Source organism: Streptomyces sp. NPDC029956 (assembly GCF_055574655.1).
In genome coordinates this window covers 83,618-99,089 of the sequence record NZ_JBVHZJ010000015.1, presented here as the reverse complement: position 1 = coordinate 99,089, position 15,472 = coordinate 83,618, and the positions used below count along the sequence as shown (strand labels likewise).

14 protein-coding genes and 2 tRNA genes are annotated in these 15,472 nt (G+C 69.8%); 6 read left to right on the top strand and 10 right to left on the bottom strand.

Features of this window, described 5'->3' with window-relative positions; genetic code table 11:
- Positions 1 to 122 precede the first annotated feature (122 nt).
- The 5 genes from clpX to ACZ4XX_RS14895 all read right to left on the bottom strand — a co-directional run bounded on the left by clpX (position 123) and on the right by ACZ4XX_RS14895 (position 4,778).
- Entirely contained in the window at positions 123 to 1,406 is a 1,284-nt protein-coding gene (clpX, locus tag ACZ4XX_RS14915) for an ATP-dependent Clp protease ATP-binding subunit ClpX (RefSeq protein WP_024755522.1), read from the bottom strand.
- Positions 1,407 to 1,562: 156 nt separating this feature from the next.
- Positions 1,563 to 2,225, bottom strand: coding sequence for an ATP-dependent Clp protease proteolytic subunit (locus tag ACZ4XX_RS14910; RefSeq protein WP_468508343.1), 663 nt, complete (start codon positions 2,223 to 2,225; stop codon positions 1,563 to 1,565).
- Positions 2,226 to 2,286: 61 nt separating this feature from the next.
- Positions 2,287 to 2,904 (bottom strand): ATP-dependent Clp protease proteolytic subunit, encoded by a 618-nt coding sequence (locus ACZ4XX_RS14905; RefSeq protein ID WP_468508342.1) that lies wholly within the window; start codon positions 2,902 to 2,904, stop codon positions 2,287 to 2,289.
- 240 nt (positions 2,905 to 3,144) lie between these two features.
- Positions 3,145 to 4,530 carry a trigger factor gene (gene tig, locus ACZ4XX_RS14900; RefSeq protein ID WP_468508341.1) on the bottom strand — a complete coding sequence of 462 codons (1,386 nt, stop codon included), beginning with the start codon at positions 4,528 to 4,530 and terminating at the stop codon, positions 3,145 to 3,147.
- Positions 4,531 to 4,701: 171 nt separating this feature from the next.
- Positions 4,702 to 4,778: transfer RNA gene (locus ACZ4XX_RS14895), tRNA-Pro, on the bottom strand.
- Positions 4,779 to 4,911: 133 nt separating this feature from the next.
- Here ACZ4XX_RS14895 and ACZ4XX_RS14890 point away from each other — a divergent pair.
- Together ACZ4XX_RS14890 and ACZ4XX_RS14885 are read left to right on the top strand one after the other, a co-directional pair.
- A tRNA-Gly gene (locus ACZ4XX_RS14890) sits at positions 4,912 to 4,985 on the top strand.
- A 152-nt stretch (positions 4,986 to 5,137) separates the two neighbouring features.
- Positions 5,138 to 5,674 carry an amphi-Trp domain-containing protein gene (locus ACZ4XX_RS14885; RefSeq protein ID WP_468508340.1) on the top strand — a complete coding sequence of 179 codons (537 nt, stop codon included), beginning with the start codon at positions 5,138 to 5,140 and terminating at the stop codon, positions 5,672 to 5,674.
- Positions 5,675 to 5,705: 31 nt separating this feature from the next.
- Here the strand turns inward: ACZ4XX_RS14885 and ACZ4XX_RS14880 are convergent, their stop codons facing one another.
- Together ACZ4XX_RS14880 and ACZ4XX_RS14875 are read right to left on the bottom strand one after the other, a co-directional pair.
- Positions 5,706 to 5,900, bottom strand: coding sequence for a hypothetical protein (locus ACZ4XX_RS14880; protein ID WP_015033610.1), 195 nt, complete (start codon positions 5,898 to 5,900; stop codon positions 5,706 to 5,708).
- A 156-nt stretch (positions 5,901 to 6,056) separates the two neighbouring features.
- Positions 6,057 to 7,202 (bottom strand): PP2C family protein-serine/threonine phosphatase, encoded by a 1,146-nt coding sequence (locus ACZ4XX_RS14875; RefSeq protein WP_468508339.1) that lies wholly within the window; start codon positions 7,200 to 7,202, stop codon positions 6,057 to 6,059.
- Between the two features lie 106 nt (positions 7,203 to 7,308).
- Between ACZ4XX_RS14875 and ACZ4XX_RS14870 the strand changes: the two genes are divergently transcribed.
- Positions 7,309 to 8,538 carry a GNAT family N-acetyltransferase gene (locus tag ACZ4XX_RS14870; RefSeq protein WP_468508338.1) on the top strand — a complete coding sequence of 410 codons (1,230 nt, stop codon included), beginning with the start codon at positions 7,309 to 7,311 and terminating at the stop codon, positions 8,536 to 8,538.
- A 47-nt stretch (positions 8,539 to 8,585) separates the two neighbouring features.
- Here the strand turns inward: ACZ4XX_RS14870 and ACZ4XX_RS14865 are convergent, their stop codons facing one another.
- On the bottom strand, positions 8,586 to 9,395 hold the full coding sequence (locus ACZ4XX_RS14865; protein ID WP_468508337.1) for an Fpg/Nei family DNA glycosylase: 810 nt from the start codon (positions 9,393 to 9,395) through the stop codon (positions 8,586 to 8,588).
- Positions 9,395 to 9,889, bottom strand: coding sequence for a ribose-5-phosphate isomerase (locus ACZ4XX_RS14860; RefSeq protein WP_395360608.1), 495 nt, complete (start codon positions 9,887 to 9,889; stop codon positions 9,395 to 9,397). The genes ACZ4XX_RS14865 and ACZ4XX_RS14860 overlap by 1 nt, the downstream gene beginning before the upstream one ends.
- A 196-nt stretch (positions 9,890 to 10,085) precedes the next feature.
- Between ACZ4XX_RS14860 and ACZ4XX_RS14855 the strand changes: the two genes are divergently transcribed.
- Positions 10,086 to 11,534 carry an amino acid permease gene (locus ACZ4XX_RS14855; protein ID WP_468508336.1) on the top strand — a complete coding sequence of 483 codons (1,449 nt, stop codon included), beginning with the start codon at positions 10,086 to 10,088 and terminating at the stop codon, positions 11,532 to 11,534.
- 83 nt (positions 11,535 to 11,617) lie between these two features.
- On the opposite strand, the gene ACZ4XX_RS14850 is transcribed toward ACZ4XX_RS14855, so the two are convergent.
- Positions 11,618 to 12,229: a biotin transporter BioY gene (locus ACZ4XX_RS14850; RefSeq protein ID WP_468508335.1), complete on the bottom strand. Its 612-nt coding sequence runs from the start codon at positions 12,227 to 12,229 to the stop codon at positions 11,618 to 11,620.
- Positions 12,230 to 12,483: 254 nt separating this feature from the next.
- On the opposite strand from ACZ4XX_RS14850, the gene ACZ4XX_RS14845 reads away from it, so the two are divergent.
- The gene (locus ACZ4XX_RS14845) at positions 12,484 to 13,857 is read left to right on the top strand and encodes an amino acid permease (protein WP_468508334.1); all 1,374 of its coding nucleotides are present in this window, start codon (positions 12,484 to 12,486) and stop codon (positions 13,855 to 13,857) included.
- 117 nt (positions 13,858 to 13,974) lie between these two features.
- Complete coding sequence (locus tag ACZ4XX_RS14840; protein ID WP_468508333.1) at positions 13,975 to 15,393, top strand: amino acid permease; 1,419 nt, start codon at positions 13,975 to 13,977, stop codon at positions 15,391 to 15,393.
- Positions 15,394 to 15,472: the final 79 nt, after the last annotated feature.

Genomic DNA, 15,472 nt, shown 5'->3' with positions numbered 1-15,472 from the left:
ACAACAACACCCCCCCGCAAACCCCCAAAAGGGGATCTGCCGACGCTCTTGTCCCGGGTACCAAAAAACGGAGAGGGGCACCCCCCCCGTTCTCCGGCCCCCCCCTTCCATGTCCGTACGGCTCAGGCCGACTTCTCGTGCCTGCCGTCGTTCTTCACGATCCGCGGGACCAGCGTCGGGTTCACGTTGTTGCGGACGACGTCCGCCGTGATGACGACCCGGGCCACGTCCTTGCGGGACGGGACCTCGTACATCACCGACTGGAGGACCTCCTCCATGATGGCCCGCAGGCCACGCGCGCCGGTGCCGCGGAGGATCGCCTGGTCGGCGATGGCCTCCAGGGCCGGGCGGTCGAAGTCCAGCTCCACACCGTCGAGTTCGAAGAGGCGCTGGTACTGCTTCACCAGTGCGTTCCGCGGCTCCACCAGGATCTGGAGGAGCGCCTCGCGGTCCAGGTTGTGGACGGAGGTCAGGACGGGGAGGCGGCCGATGAACTCGGGGATCATCCCGAACTTCACCAGGTCCTCCGGCATGACCTCCTGGAACTGGTCGCTCGCCTCGATCTCGCGCTTGGAGCGGATGGTCGCCCCGAAGCCGATGCCCTTGGCGCCCGCACGCGACTCGATGATCTTCTCCAGGCCGGCGAAGGCGCCGCCCACGATGAAGAGCACGTTCGTCGTGTCGATCTGGATGAACTCCTGGTGCGGGTGCTTCCGGCCGCCCTGCGGCGGGACCGAGGCCGTCGTGCCCTCAAGGATCTTGAGGAGGGCCTGCTGCACGCCCTCGCCGGAGACATCGCGGGTGATCGACGGGTTTTCGCTCTTACGGGCGACCTTGTCGATCTCGTCGATGTAGATGATCCCGGTCTCGGCCTTCTTGACGTCGTAGTCGGCCGCCTGGATCAGCTTGAGCAGGATGTTCTCGACGTCCTCGCCGACATAGCCGGCCTCCGTCAGCGCCGTCGCGTCGGCGATGGCGAACGGGACGTTGAGCATGCGCGCCAGCGTCTGGGCCAGGAGCGTCTTGCCGGAGCCCGTGGGGCCCAGCAGCAGGATGTTGGACTTCGCCAGCTCGATGGCGTCGTCCCGCCCCGCCCCGCCGCCGTTCTCGCCGGCCTGGACGCGCTTGTAGTGGTTGTACACCGCGACCGAGAGGGCCTTCTTCGCGGGCTCCTGCCCGACGACGTACCCCTCGAGGAACTCGTAGATCTCGCGGGGCTTGGGAAGTTCTTCCCAGCGCACCTCGCTCGTCTCCGCGAGTTCTTCCTCGATGATCTCGTTGCAGAGGTCGATGCACTCGTCGCAGATGTACACACCGGGTCCCGCGATGAGCTTCTTCACCTGCTTCTGGCTCTTTCCGCAGAACGAGCACTTGAGCAGGTCGCCGCCATCACCGATGCGTGCCACGAGGTGCTTCCCCTTCGCCTGGGAGCGCCTGGTTCAGCGACTCCTGGTGCCTCATATTCGACGGTACCTTGCCGGGCCCCCCGTTCGGGCCCCCCTTGGCACGGTTCACATGGTCGCGATTCGGCCACGCGTACCGTGCCACGGGAAGGTCGGGCGTCAGTGTGCCGCGGCGGCCGTGCTCTTACGGGTCGAGACGATCTGGTCCACCAGGCCGTACGCGAGGGCGTCCTCGGCCGTGAGGATCTTGTCACGCTCGATGTCGTCGCGGATCTTCTCGATCGGCGTCGAGGAGTGCTTGGCCAGCATCTCCTCGAGCTGGCTGCGCATGCGCAGGATCTCCTTGGCCGCGATCTCCAGGTCGGAGAGCTGCTCACGGCCGGTGCCGCCGGACGGCTGGTGGATCAGTACGCGGGCGTTCGGCAGGGCCATCCGCTTGCCGGGGGTGCCGGCGGCGAGCAGCACGGCAGCGGCGGAGGCCGCCTGGCCCATGCAGACCGTCTGGATGTCCGGCTTCACGAACTGCATCGTGTCGTAGATCGCCGTCAGCGCGGTGAAGGAGCCACCGGGGCTGTTGATGTAGATGGAGATGTCGCGGTCCGGGTCCATCGACTCCAGGCACAGGAGCTGCGCCATGACGTCGTTGGCCGAGGCGTCGTCGATCTGCACGCCGAGGAAGATCACGCGCTCTTCGAAGAGCTTGGCGTACGGGTCGTACTCGCGGATGCCCTGCGAGGTGCGCTCGACGAAGCGCGGCACGACGTAGCGGTTGTCCATCGGCGCGCCGGTGTAGAGGCCGCTCGCGGAGAGGTTGTTCTGCATCTGGGTGTTCACCGTCCTGGTGGCGTTCGGTGGGCTGGGGCTCTGGGGCGGGCGGACGGGCTCAGGCGCCCGTGCCGCCGCCGCCCGGAACACCTGCGGCGTGCGTGATGATGTCGTCGATGAGGCCGTACTGCTTGGCCTCGTCCGCGGTGAACCAGCGGTCACGGTCGCCGTCACGGATGATCGCCTCGACGGTCTGGCCGGAGTGGTGCGCGGTGATCTCGGCCATGCGCTTCTTGGTGCGCAGGAGGTACTCGGCCTGGATCTTGATGTCGGATGCGGTGCCGCCGATGCCGGCGGAGCCCTGGTGCATCAGGATGTCGGTGTTCGGCAGCGCGAAGCGCTTGCCGACGGCGCCGGCGGTGAGCAGGAACTGGCCCATGGAGGCCGCCATGCCCATACCGATGGTGACCACGTCGTTCGGGATGAACTGCATGGTGTCGTAGACCGCCATGCCGGCCGTCACCGAGCCGCCGGGGCTGTTGATGTACAGGAAGATGTCCTTCTCCGGCTCGGCGGCCAGGAGGAGCATCTGAGCGGTGATCTTGTTGGCGATCTCGTCGTCGACCTGCTGGCCGAGGAAGATGATCCGCTCGCCGAGCAGCCGGTTGTAGACATGGTCGCCGAGGCCGCCACCGATGGACGGCTCACCCGCGGCGTAAGGCTTCAGATTCGTCACGTATCCACCTGCTCGTCTCCGACGGCCAGGGCCGTCTCAGCGTCTCGTACCGAGGGCACTGCCCTCTCTTCATGGACCCTAACGCGCAGGTAGGACAACGCCATCCCGGTTCCCGAACTGTTCGCTGGGAGCGCAAGGTAGTTGGGGGCGCATGGCCGGGTCCTCGTACGTCCACGGGCCCGTACGCACTGGAGTGCGTACGGGCCCGTGGAGCGGGGTCCGCGCGGGGCGGAGGGCCCCTTACTTGTCCTCGGAGACCTCGGCCTCGCCGGTGACGGCCTCGACGGCCTCGGCGGCGGCCTCGACCTCGTCCTCGTCGTCGGAGAGGTCGACGACCTCACCGTTGGTGTCGAGGACCTTGGCGGCCTCGACGACGACCGCGAGGGCCTTGCCGCGGGCGACCTCGCCGACGAGCATCGGAACCTGGCCACCCTCGGCCACGGCCTGGGCGAACTGGTCCGGGCTCATGCCGGAGGAGGCGGCACGGCGGAACAGGTGCTCGGTGAGCTCCTCGCGGGAGACGTCGAGCTTCTCCTTGTTGACGAGCTCATCGAGGATGAACTGCGTCTTGATGCCCTTCTCGGCCTGCTCCTTGGTCTCGGCCAGGAACTCTTCCTCGGTCTTGCCCTGGATCTCCAGGTACTTCGCGAGGTCGAGGCCCATCTGGCCGAGCTGGTGGTGCTCCAGGTTGTGCTTGCGGGTGTTGATCTCGTCCTCGAGAAGCTTCTCGGGCATCGGGACCTCGACCAGCTTGAGGAGCTCGTCGAGGACGCGCTCCTGGGCCTGGGTGGCCTGGTCGAACTGCTTCATGTTCTCGAGGCGCTTGCGGCTGTCGGCCTTGAGCTCGTCGAGGGTGTCGAACTCCGACGCCATCTGCGCGAACTCGTCGTCCAGCTCGGGGAGCTCACGGGCGGAGACGGCGGTGACCTTGACGGTGACCTCCGCGTCCTTGCCCTCGGCGGAGCCGCCCTTCAGCTGCGAGGTGAAGGTGGCCTCGCCACCGGCCTCCAGGCCCTTGACGGCCTCGTCGATGCCTTCGAGCAGCTCGCCCGAACCGATGGTGTACGAGACGTCGCTCGCGACACCGTCGGGCAGGACCTCGCCCTCGACCTTGGCCTCGAGGTCGATCGTGACGACGTCGCCGTCCTGGGCGGCACGCTCGACCGCGGAGGTCGAGGCGAAGCGCTCGCGGAGCTGCTCCACGGACTTCTCGACGTCCTCGTCGGTGACCTCGACCGCGTCGACGGTGACCTCGATGCCGGAGTAGTCCGGGATCTCGAGCGTCGGGCGGATGTCGACCTCGGCGGTGAAGGCCAGCAGCTCGCCGTCCTTCAGCTCGGTGATGTCGACCTCGGGCTGGCCGAGCGGGTTGACCTCGGCCTCGTTGACGGCCTCGGTGTAGAACTTCGGGAGCGCGTCGTTGACGGCCTCTTCCAGCACGGCGCCGCGGCCGAACCGCTGGTCGATCACGCGAGCCGGGATCTTGCCCTTACGGAAGCCCTTGACCGTGACCTGCTGGTTGATCTTCTTGTACGCCGCGTCGAGGCTGTCCTTGAGCTCCTCGAAGGGCACCTCGACAGTGAGCCGAACCCGGGTCGGGTTCAGGGTCTCCACGGCGCTCTTCACGGTTAGGTCTCCTTGTGGCTGATTCCTGGAATCCACCGGCGCCGCGTGTGGCGGTTCCGGCGGGTCGGCCCGGTCAGAAAGACACACGGGCACGCAGCTTGCATAGTAACCGCAAGCGGGATGACGCCCACAACGTGATCAAGAGCGCGCGAGCTGTGCGCGTGATCGTCATGGTCGGGGTGGCGGGATTTGAACCCACGGCCTTCCGCTCCCAAAGCGGACGCGCTACCAAGCTGCGCCACACCCCGTCGGTGCGACACGTAGGGTACATGGACGGGGACTGTCCGGCGCCCCCTGTTTTCGGGGGTGTGCACGAAGGGCCCCGGAACCGCTACCATGCTCTTCGTGCCGCGGTCCTCGTGACCTGCGGCGCGATGCTGTGCGGGTGTAGCTCAATGGTAGAGCACTAGTCTTCCAAACTAGCTACGCGGGTTCGATTCCCGTCACCCGCTCCATGTGCCCGGGGCCGGTCAGGAGTCGTCTTCTCCTGACCGGCCCCGAGGCGTTTCACGAGGTGTGCGCGGACCGTGCGAGATGCCGGGTCGGGCGGACGGCCGCAGACTGGGCTCAGATCACGCTCCGTCCTTCTCCGCACCGGAGGCCGTCCATGAAGGACCTGAAGTTCGAGCAGAAGCGCTCGCTGTCCCGCGCCGAGGCGGCGGATCGGTTGACCGCCCTCGCCGACGCCCTGCGCCGGGGCGGGGAGGCCGAACTGGAGCTGGGGGCGGGAACGACCCTGAGCATGCGCATCCCCGAGGAACTCCGCTGCGAGCTGGAGTTCGAGGTGTCGGACGGGGAGATCGAGCTGGAGATCGAGTTCACGTGGCCGACGGGCCGTGGCCGGAGGAGCGCGGCCTCGAAGCCGGCCGAGCCGGCGAAGACCGCGGAATCGAAGACCACGGCATCGAAGACGACTGCGGCGAGGACGACGACGGCCGGGACGGCTGCGAAGACGACGGCGGAGGGAGCCGCGGCCTCGGAGACCGCGGCGGCGAGAGCGACGAAGAAGACCGCGGCGGCGAAGAAGGCCACACCGGCGAAGCGGGCGTCGCGCAAGGCGACGGCGGGGCCCGCGTCGGCCTCCGGTGGCGGCCGGGGGACGAAGCGCGCGGCGGCGAAGCCCGCGGCGACCGCCGCGACCTGAGAGCCGCCCCGGGGGTCTCCCCGGGTCCGCCTCAGAACTTGATCGAGGCGACCGTCTGCGTTATCGAGTCCAGGAAGCGCTGGATGTCGTCGGCCATGCCGGTGGAGGCGAGGAAGAAGCCGAAGAGGACGGCGACCACGGCCGGGCCGCCCTTGAGGTTCCCCCCGCGGATCAGCACCACCAGGATGATTGCCAACAGCAACACCACAGACAGTGAAATGGCCACAACTGATCACACCCTCGGTCGGTCCCGCCTTGCCCACCAGGGAGCCCGTGTCCCGGAACACCCCCCGCTGCCTCCATCGTGCCACCAACCCCCCTGCCCCCGCTGCCTGGTGACGAATCGTCGTGGACAAGATCACGTCGCCGCGGCGGACGCGGGTCAGGCGCGGCGGGAGATCAGCAGCAGGGCCCGGTCGTCGTTGACGTCCTTGGCGACGGCCTCGATCAGGTCCCAGGCGACGCCGTCGAAGCCTTCCACGACGCAGCGGTCGGCCTCGCCGGTGAGCCGGTCGATGCCCTCGGCGATGTCCCGGTCGGCGGCCTCGACGAGGCCGTCGGTGAAGAGCATGAGGACGTCGCCCGGGCGCAGGGAGCCCTTGACCGGGTGGAACTCGGCGCCGTCGTAGACGCCGAGCAGCGGCCCGTCGGCGGCCTTCTCCTCCCAGCGCCCGCTGCCCGCGTGCAGTTGGAGGGCGGGCAGGTGGCCGGCGGAGAAGAGCTCGTAGTCGCCGGACTCCAGGTCGAGGACGAGGTGGATGGAGGTGGCGAAGCCCTCGTCCCAGTTCTGCCGGAGCAGATAGCCGTTGGCCGCGGTCAGGAAGCCGTGCGGCGGGAGCGAGCCGAGGAGTCCGCCGAAGGCGCCGGAGAGCAGCAGGGAGCGGGAGGCCGCGTCCATGCCCTTGCCGGAGACGTCGGTGAGGACGACCTCCAGGGTCCGGCCGCCGTGGGTGCGGGCGGCCACGACGAAGTCGCCGGAGAACGACTGGCCGCCGGCCGGGCGCAGGGCCATCTCGCGGTGCCAGCCCTGCGGGAGCCGCGGCAGGGCGCTCTGGACGCGGATGCGCTCGCGCAGGTCGAAGAGCATGGTGCCGCCGCGCCGCCAGGGCACCCCGACCCGGGCCCGGAACTGGGCGATGAGCAGTCCGAAGAGCCCGCAGGCGGCCACGACCAGGACGGTGCCGGGGGTCACGCGTGCGGGACCTTGGGTATAGGGGCCGAGGACGATGGACTCGACGATGAGGGCGCCGGCGGCGGCCGCGTACAGACCGAGCAGGCTCGCGGGGCGCAGCAGCAGTCCGCCGGCCACGATCGGCAGCACGAGGGCGGCGGGTGCGCACCAGACCGGGTCGACGATCGTTCCGAAGGCGATGGCCGGAATCATCAGCAGGAGTCCGGCGAAGGCGAGCCAGTCGGAGCCGTCGCCGCGGAAGTAGTCGACGCCGGATCTGCGCAGCGCGATGCGGGCCCGGCGGGCGCGTCGGCGCATCCGGACCGCGTACGTCTTCACTCCGGCGCGGTGTCCCATTGGCCTGGACCCTATCCATCCCGTCCGACATCGCGCAGGGGTACCCCTGTGACAATGTGCGCGAAATCGGGTCGCCCCGGGCGGGCGCCGCTGATATCGATGGCATATGACTACTGAACTGCGGGTTCTCGACCCGACCGAGTGGGACCGCTGGTACGGAGTCCTCGAACTCGCCTTCGGGGGTGTGCCCGAGGCGCCGGAGGAGCGGCAGCTGTGGCGCGACCTGACCGAGTTCGACCGGTCCCTGGGGGTTTGGGACGGCGACCTGTGCGTCGGTACGGCGGGGGCGTTCACGTTCCGGCTCACGGTGCCGGGCGGGGCGTCGGTCCCGGCCGGCGGCGTGACGATGGTGAGCGTGGCCGGCACGCACCGGCGGCGCGGGATCCTGACGTCGATGATGCGGCGGCAGCTGGACGACCTGCGGGCCGCCGGCGAGTCGATCGCGGTGCTCACGGCCTCGGAGCCGGAGATCTACGGGCGGTTCGGGTACGGCGTGACCGCGTACACGGCGCGGGCGACGATCGACACCACACGGGTGCGGCTCACGGTGCCGGAGGGCACGGACGAGGTGCGGCTGAGGCAGGCCGATCTCATCGAGTCCTCGGCGGCGTGCGAGGCCGTGTACGCACGCCTCGTACCCGCACGGCCGGGCATGCTCGCCTCGATGCCCGGCTGGGAGCGCCTCGCGCTGCTCGACCCGCCGGGCGACCGGGAGGGGGCGTCGCCGCGGCTCTGCGTGCTCGCCGAACGGGGCGGGGAGGTCGTGGGGTACGCCCACTACGCGATCAAGCCCGACTGGTCGTTCGCGGGGTCGGCGGGGGTGGTGACCGTGCACCGGCTGTTCGGGCTCGACCCGGCGGCGGAGGGGGCGCTGTGGCGGTTCCTCTGCTCGGTGGACCTGACCTCGGAGGTGCGGATCCTCGGCCGGCCGGTGGACGACGGCTGGCAGCACCTGGTGAGCGACATCCGGCGCTGTGCGCCGCAGGTGCGGGACGCGCTGCATCTGCGGCTGGTGGAGCTCGGGGCGGCGCTGGAGGCGCGGACGTACCAGGCGCCGGTGGACGTGGTGTTCGAGGTCGAGGACGCGTTCTGTCCGTGGAACGCGGGGCGTTGGCGGCTGACGGGTGACCAGAAGGGCGCGGTGTGCGTCCGTACGGACGACGCGGCCGATCTCGCTTTGTCCGTCCGGGAGTTGGGAGCGGCCTATCTGGGCGGGATCTCGCTGACGTCGCTCGCGGGGGCCGGGCGGGTGCGGGAGCTGCGGGACGGGGCCCTGGTCGAGGCCTCGGTGGCGTTCGGGTCACCGGTCGCGCCGTGGCTGCCGCACGGGTTCTAGCGGGGTGCGCCCGCCGGGGGGCCGTGGCGACCGGGCCGGACAACCCCCTAGCGCTGCTGGCAGCCCGGGCACCAGAAGAGGTTTCGGGCTGCCAGGTCCGCGGTGCGGATCTCCGTGGTGCAGAGGTGGCACGGCATGTGGGCGCGGCGGTACACGTAGACCTCGCCGCCGTGGTCGTCGACGCGCGGCGGGCGGCCCATCGCCTCGGGGGTGTGTTCGGGGCGGACCGTGTCGATGCGGTTGAGGCGGACGCCCTCGCGCATCAGCGCCACCAGGTCCGTCCAGATCGCGTCCCATTCCCGGCGCGTCAGGTCCCTGCCCGCGCGGTAGGGGTCGATGCCGTGCCGGAAGAGGACCTCGGCGCGGTAGACGTTGCCGACGCCGGCGATGACCTTCTGGTCCATGAGCAGGGCCGCGATCGTGGTGCGGGACTTCGAGACGCGGCGCCAGGCCCGGTCGGGGTCGTCGCCGTCGCGGAGCGGGTCGGGGCCGAGGCGGTCGTGTATCGCCTGCTTCTCGGCGTCCGTGATCAGCGCGCACGTGGTGGGGCCGCGGAGGTCGACGTACGACTCGGGGTTCGCGAGGCGCAGCCGGACGGTGTCGGTGGGCGGCGGGGCCGGTGCGTCGCCGAAGTTCACCTTGCCGAAGAGGCCCAGGTGGATGTGGACCCAGCCCATGCCGGCGAAGCCGAGGAAGAGGTGCTTGCCGTGGGCCTCGGTGGTGTCGAGCACGGTGCCGTCGAGCAGCGCGGCGGAGTCCGTGAACTTGCCCTGCGGGCTGGTCACCCGCGCGGACCGGCCGCCGAACCGTTCCCGGTGGTCGGCGGCCAGTCGGTGGATCGTGTGCCCTTCGGGCATCAGGCGGTCGGCTCCTGCGGGTGGTGGGCCGGGATCGGGGGGAGCTCGCCGGTGTTCTCGTACGCGGTGAGCATGTCGATCCGGCGGGTGTGACGCTCGTCACCGGAGTACGGGGTGCTGAGGAAGATCTCGACGAACTTGGTCGCCTCTTCCCGGGTGTGCATCCGGCCACCGACGGAGATCACGTTGGCGTTGTTGTGCTCGCGGCCGAGGGCGGCGGTCTGCTCGCTCCAGGCGAGGGCGGCGCGCACCCCCTTCACCTTGTTCGCGGCGATCTGCTCACCGTTGCCCGAGCCGCCGATGACGATGCCCAGGCTGTCCGGGTCCGCGGCCGTCTTCTCGGCGGCACGCAGGCAGAACGGCGGGTAGTCGTCCAGGGCGTCGTAGATGTGGGGACCGCAGTCGACGGGCTCGTGGCCGTGTGCCGTGAGCCACTCGACGAGGTGGTTCTTGAGTTCGTAGCCGGCGTGATCGGAACCGATGTAGACGCGCATGAAACCGAGTGTGGCATGTCGGGGGCCGGGTAGGCGGCAGCGGGGTCGGGACCTTCATCCGGCCTGGTACGGACCTTCGACTCTCGCAAAGTGGTCCGCGCAACGATCCGGAATGAGGTCTTCCGATCACACCGGTTCCCGGTGTTCAATGCTCGGGCTCGCGATCCGAGCGCCCCCCACACGCAAGGAAGCGTTCATGAACACGCAACCGACCCTGACCAAGGACGGCGAGGAGACCGGTACCCCCGGGGCACCGCACTCCTCGGACGGCCTCAAGGCCGGTCTCAAGAACCGTCACCTGTCGATGATCGCCATCGGTGGCGTCATCGGTGCCGGTCTCTTCGTCGGCTCCGGCTCCGGCATCGCCGCCGCCGGTCCCGCGATCCTGCTCTCGTACGCTCTCGTCGGCGCCATGGTCGTCTTCGTGATGCGGATGCTCGGCGAGATGGCCGCCGCCCGGCCGTCCTCCGGCTCCTTCTCCGCCTACGCCGACCGCGCGCTCGGCCGCTGGGCCGGCTTCAGCATCGGCTGGCTCTACTGGTTCTTCTGGGTCGTCGTGCTCGCCGTCGAGGCGACCGCGGGCGCCAAGATCCTGGAGAGCTGGATCCCCGCCGTACCGCAGTGGGGCTGGGCCCTCATCGTGATGGTGGTGCTCACCGCCACCAACCTCGGCTCCGTCGCCTCGTACGGCGAGTTCGAGTTCTGGTTCGCCGGCATCAAGGTCGTCGCGATCGGCGCGTTCGTCGTCATCGGCATGCTCGCCGTCTTCGGCGTGCTGCCCGGCTCGGACAACCCCGGCGCCGGATTCGCGCATCTCACCGACAGCGGGGGCTTCTTCCCGATGGGTGCGGGCGCGATCCTCACCGGTGTGCTGATGGTCGTCTTCTCCTTCATGGGCAGCGAGATCGTCACCCTGGCCGCCGGCGAGTCCGAGGACCCGCAGAAGGCCGTCACCAAGGCGACCAACAGCGTCATCTGGCGCATCGGCGTCTTCTACCTGGGCTCGATCTTCGTCGTCCTGACCCTGCTGCCCTGGAACGACAAGTCGATCGTCGAGAAGGGCTCGTACGTCGCCGCCCTCGACTCCATCGGCATCGCGCACGCCGGTCAGATCATGAACGTGATCGTCCTCACGGCCGTGCTCTCCTGCCTGAACTCGGGCCTCTACACGGCCTCCCGCATGGCCTTCTCGCTCGGCCGGCGCGGTGACGCGCCCAAGGCCTTCGCCAAGGTCAACAAGCGGGGCGTGCCGGTGGCGGCGATCCTCGGCTCGGTCGTCTTCGGCTTCGTCGCGGTCTTCTTCAACTACAAGTGGCCGGACACCGTCTTCGCGTTCCTGCTGAACTCCTCCGGCGCGGTGGCGCTCTTCGTCTGGCTGGTCATCTGTGTGACCCAGCTGCGGATGCGCGGCATCATCCTGCGCGAGACCCCGGAGAAGCTCGTCGTGAGGATGTGGCTCTTCCCCTACCTGACCTGGGCGACGATCGCCATGATCGTCTTCGTCCTCGGCTACATGATCTACGACGGCGGCAGCGCCCGTGAGCAGGTCGTCCTCTCGCTGCTCGTGGCCGCGCTCGTGATCGTGATCGCGCTGGTCAAGGAGCGGTTCGCGAAGTCCTCGAAGCGGGACTCCGAGCTGGTCTGACGCTCTGACGCCAGAGGCCTCCGATACGAGAGGGCCCGCCGTTCCTCGGGGAACGGCGGGCCCTCTCCGTGTGCGCGTGAGGCTCAGCCCTTGCGGTCGAGCAGCTTCCACGCGGTCGGCAGGACGCCCATGGCGAGGGCGGCCTTGAGGGCGTCGCCGATGAGGAACGGGGTGAGACCCGCCGCGACGGCCTGGCCGAGGGTCATGCCGGTGGCGAGCGCCAGGTAGGGCACGCCGACCGCGTAGACGACCGCGGAGCCCAGGACCATCGCGCCGGCCGTGCGGAGCACCGAGCGGTCCGCGCCGCGGCGGGCGAGGGCACCGACGACGGTCGAGGCGAGCAGCATGCCGAGGACGTAGCCGAAGGACGGCATGCCGTAGCCCGAGGAGGCCTGCGCGAACCACGGCACGCCCGCCATGCCGGCCACCGCGTACAGGGCCAGGGCGAGGAAGCCGCGGCGGGCGCCGAGGGCCGTGCCGACGAGCAGGGCGGCGAAGGTCTGGCCGGAGACCGGGACCGGCGAGCCGGGGACCGGGACGGAGAGCTGCGCGGCGAGGCCGGTGAGGACGGCGCCGCCGACGACCAGCGCGATGTCGCGGACGCGGCTCGCGCTCACGCTCCCGCTCGTGGGCAGCAGGTCGGCGAGGACGGTGCCCGCACGGAGGGAACGGACGGGGGCGGCGGCGGTGCTCATCGGTACTCCGCGGGGGTGAGGGTGGGTGGGACGCCTTGACGGTATGCCAGGAGTGAACGCTCGATCACCGTCAGCCGCCGACAAAGCGATGGTCGAGTGCTTCGTGGAGATCGAACAAACCCCGCCGATCCCGCATCTCGCCACGTGACGCTTGTCACTAGGAACGCGTGCACGGAGGTCCCTTTTGCGCCAGAGGTTGTTCACTGGAGAGACTGTGGGGTCTCCATAAACCGCCAGAGAGCACGAGCCCCCGCATGCACGACTCACTCGCCTCCGAACCGGAGCCCCTCTCCCACGGTCTGAAGCAGCGTCACCTGACGATGCTGGGGCTCGGCGGCGTGATCGGCGCCGGGCTCTTCGTCGGCTCCGGCGCGGGCATCGCCGTCGCCGGGCCGGGCATCGTGGTCTCGTACCTGATCGCGGGCGCCCTCGCCATGCTGGTGATGCGGATGCTGGGTGAGATGTCGGCGGCGATGCCGGCGTCCGGGGCGTTCTCCGTGCATGCCGAGCGGGCCCTCGGCCGGTGGGCCGGTTTCTCGGTGGGCTGGCTGTACTGGTTCCTGCTCGTCGTCGTCCTCGCCGTGGAGGCGACGGGCGCGGCCCGGATCGCGCACGGCTGGGTGCCGGATGTGCCGCAGTGGGGCTGGGTGCTGATCTTCATGATCGTGTTCACCCTCGCCAACCTCGCGGCGGTGAAGAACTTCGGCGAGTTCGAGTTCTGGTTCGCGGCACTCAAGGTCGGCGCGATCGTCCTCTTCCTGGTGCTCGGCACGCTGGCGATCGTGGGCTGGCTGCCCGACACGGACCCGGTGGGGCTCGCGAACCTGACCGGGCAGGGCGGTTTCCTGCCGAACGGCTGGTCGGGAGTGATCTCCGGGGTGCTCGCCGTCGTCTTCGCCTTCGGCGGCCTGGAGGTCGTCACGATCGCGGCGGCCGAGTCCGACGACCCGGCGCGGAACGTGGCCCGGGCGGTGCGCAGCGCGGTCTGGCGGATCCTCCTCTTCTACGTGGGCTCGATGCTGGTCATCGTGACGCTGCTGCCCTGGACCTCGATGGAGCCGGGCGAGTCGCCGTACGTCGCCGTCCTGGACTCGATCGGGGTGCCGGCGGCGGGCCAGATCATGAACGTGGTGGTGTTCGTGGCACTGCTCTCGGCGCTCAACGCGAACCTGTACGGCTCCTCGCGGATGGTGTTCTCGCTGGCCGAGCGCGGCGAGGCGCCGAAGGGGCTCCTCCGGGTCTCCCGCGGAGGGGTGCCGCGGCGGGCGGTGCTCGCCTCGGTGGCCTTCGGGTTCGTCTCCGTCCTCCTCAATCTGAAGTGGCCGGATTCCGTCTTCCTCTACATGCTCAACGCCGTCGGCGCGGTGCTGCTCTTCGTCTGGGCGCTGATCGCGGTCTCGCAGCTGCGGCTGCGGCGCCGGATCGAGCGGGAGGCGCCGGAGACCCTGACGCTGCGGATGTGGGGCTTCCCGTGGCTCACCTGGGTGGCGCTCGCCGCGATGGGCGCGGTGCTGGTCCTCATGCTGACGGACGACGCGGCCCGGCCGCAGGTGCTGTGGTCGGGCGCGGCGACCGGGGCGGTGCTGCTGGTGGCCGGGGCCCGGGAGCTGCGCACGAAGCGGGGTTAGATCTTCACCTTGTGTGAAGGTCGTGCCCGTATAGCGGACATCCGTTCCCTGTGAGCGGTGGTGGCCCACAGACTGTTGGCTCCCTCCCCCGTCTCAGCTAGTGAACAGGGCTCGCCCATGTCTCGGACCACCGCGCCCGCGCCGGCCGACCGCAAGGACGGCGCGACCGCACCTGCCGAGGGCCTCACCCACGGCCTCAAGCAGCGCCATCTCTCGATGATCGCCCTCGGTGGCGTCATCGGCGCCGGGCTCTTCGTCGGCTCCGGCGCCGGCATCGCCGCCGCCGGGCCCTCGATCGTGATCGCCTACGCGATCTCCGGCGTCCTCGTGATGCTGGTGATGCGCATGCTCGGCGAGATGTCCGCGGCGAACCCGGCCTCCGGCTCGTTCTCCGTGCACGCCGAGCGGGCCCTCGGCCCCTGGGCCGGCTTCACCGCCGGCTGGGCCTTCTGGTTCCTGCTCTGCGTCGCCGTCGGCCTCGAGGGCATCGGCGCCGCGAAGATCATGACCGGCTGGTTCCCGGACAGCCCCGAGTGGGCCTGGGTCGCGCTCTTCATGCTGGTCTTCTGCGTCACCAACCTCGCGGCGGTGAAGAACTTCGGCGAGTTCGAGTTCTGGTTCGCGGCCCTCAAGGTCGGCGCGATCGTCCTCTTCCTCGGCATCGGCGTCCTCGCGATCGTCGGCGTCCTGCCCGGCACGGACGCCCCCGGCACCACGAACCTCACCGGTGACGGCGGCTTCTTCCCGCACGGCTCCGAGGGCCTGATCGTGGGTCTGCTCGCCTCCGTCTTCGCGTACGGCGGTCTGGAGACGGTCACCATCGCGGCGGCCGAGTCGGAGCACCCGGTGCAGGGCGTCGCCAAGGCGGTCCGTACGGCGATGTGGCGGATCGCGCTCTTCTACATCGGCTCGATGGCGGTCATCGTCACCCTCGTGCCGTGGGGCGACAAGGCCGTCGTCGAGAAGGGCCCGTACGTCGCGACCCTGGACCACCTGGGCATCCCGGCGGCCGGCCAGATCATGAACGTCGTCGTGCTCGTCGCCCTGCTGTCGGCGATGAACGCCAACATCTACGGCGCCTCCCGCATGGCCGGTTCGCTCGTCTCGCGCGGCCAGGGCCCGAAGGCGCTCGGCCGCACCTTCGGCGGCGTCCCCCGCCCGGCGGTGCTCGTCTCCTCCGTCTTCGGCTTCGCCTGCGTGCTGCTCAGCTACTGGCGTCCGGACGACATCTTCGTCTGGCTGCTCAACACGATCGGCGCGATCATCCTGGTCGTCTGGTTCTTCATCGCCGCCTCCCAGCTGGTGCTGCGCCGCCGCACCGAGCGCGAGGCGCCGGAGAAGCTGGTCGTGCGGATGTGGGCCTTCCCGGTGCTGACCTGGGTGGCGCTCGCCGGTATGGCGGCGATCTTCGTCCTGATGGCCCGCGAGGAGGGCACGCGGGTGCAGCTGTACTGGACGGGCGGCCTGACGTTGCTGCTCGCCGCCGTCGGCTTCGCGCGGCAGAAGCTGCGGGGGCCGGTGGCAGAGGAGGCCTGAGCCTCCTCCCTCCCGGAGAACCGCGGAACCCCGCGGACACCGTGGTTAGCAGGGGGGGGGGTTGTGTTTGGGGGGGGGA

Excerpts from the sequence above, each read along its gene's own strand:
- ACZ4XX_RS14910 (WP_468508343.1), bottom strand. The coding sequence starts at position 2,225 with ATGCAGAACAACCTCTCCGCGAGCGGCCTCTACACCGGCGCGCCGATG.
- ACZ4XX_RS14885 (WP_468508340.1), top strand. The coding sequence starts at position 5,138 with ATGAAGGACCTGAAGTTCGAGCAGAAGCGCTCGCTGTCCCGCGCCGAG.
- ACZ4XX_RS14875 (WP_468508339.1), bottom strand. The coding sequence starts at position 7,202 with ATGGGACACCGCGCCGGAGTGAAGACGTACGCGGTCCGGATGCGCCGA.
- ACZ4XX_RS14870 (WP_468508338.1), top strand. The coding sequence starts at position 7,309 with ATGACTACTGAACTGCGGGTTCTCGACCCGACCGAGTGGGACCGCTGG.
- ACZ4XX_RS14865 (WP_468508337.1), bottom strand. The coding sequence starts at position 9,395 with ATGCCCGAAGGGCACACGATCCACCGACTGGCCGCCGACCACCGGGAA.
- ACZ4XX_RS14860 (WP_395360608.1), bottom strand. The coding sequence starts at position 9,889 with ATGCGCGTCTACATCGGTTCCGATCACGCCGGCTACGAACTCAAGAAC.
- ACZ4XX_RS14855 (WP_468508336.1), top strand. The coding sequence starts at position 10,086 with ATGAACACGCAACCGACCCTGACCAAGGACGGCGAGGAGACCGGTACC.
- ACZ4XX_RS14850 (WP_468508335.1), bottom strand. The coding sequence starts at position 12,229 with ATGAGCACCGCCGCCGCCCCCGTCCGTTCCCTCCGTGCGGGCACCGTC.
- ACZ4XX_RS14845 (WP_468508334.1), top strand. The coding sequence starts at position 12,484 with ATGCACGACTCACTCGCCTCCGAACCGGAGCCCCTCTCCCACGGTCTG.
- ACZ4XX_RS14840 (WP_468508333.1), top strand. The coding sequence starts at position 13,975 with ATGTCTCGGACCACCGCGCCCGCGCCGGCCGACCGCAAGGACGGCGCG.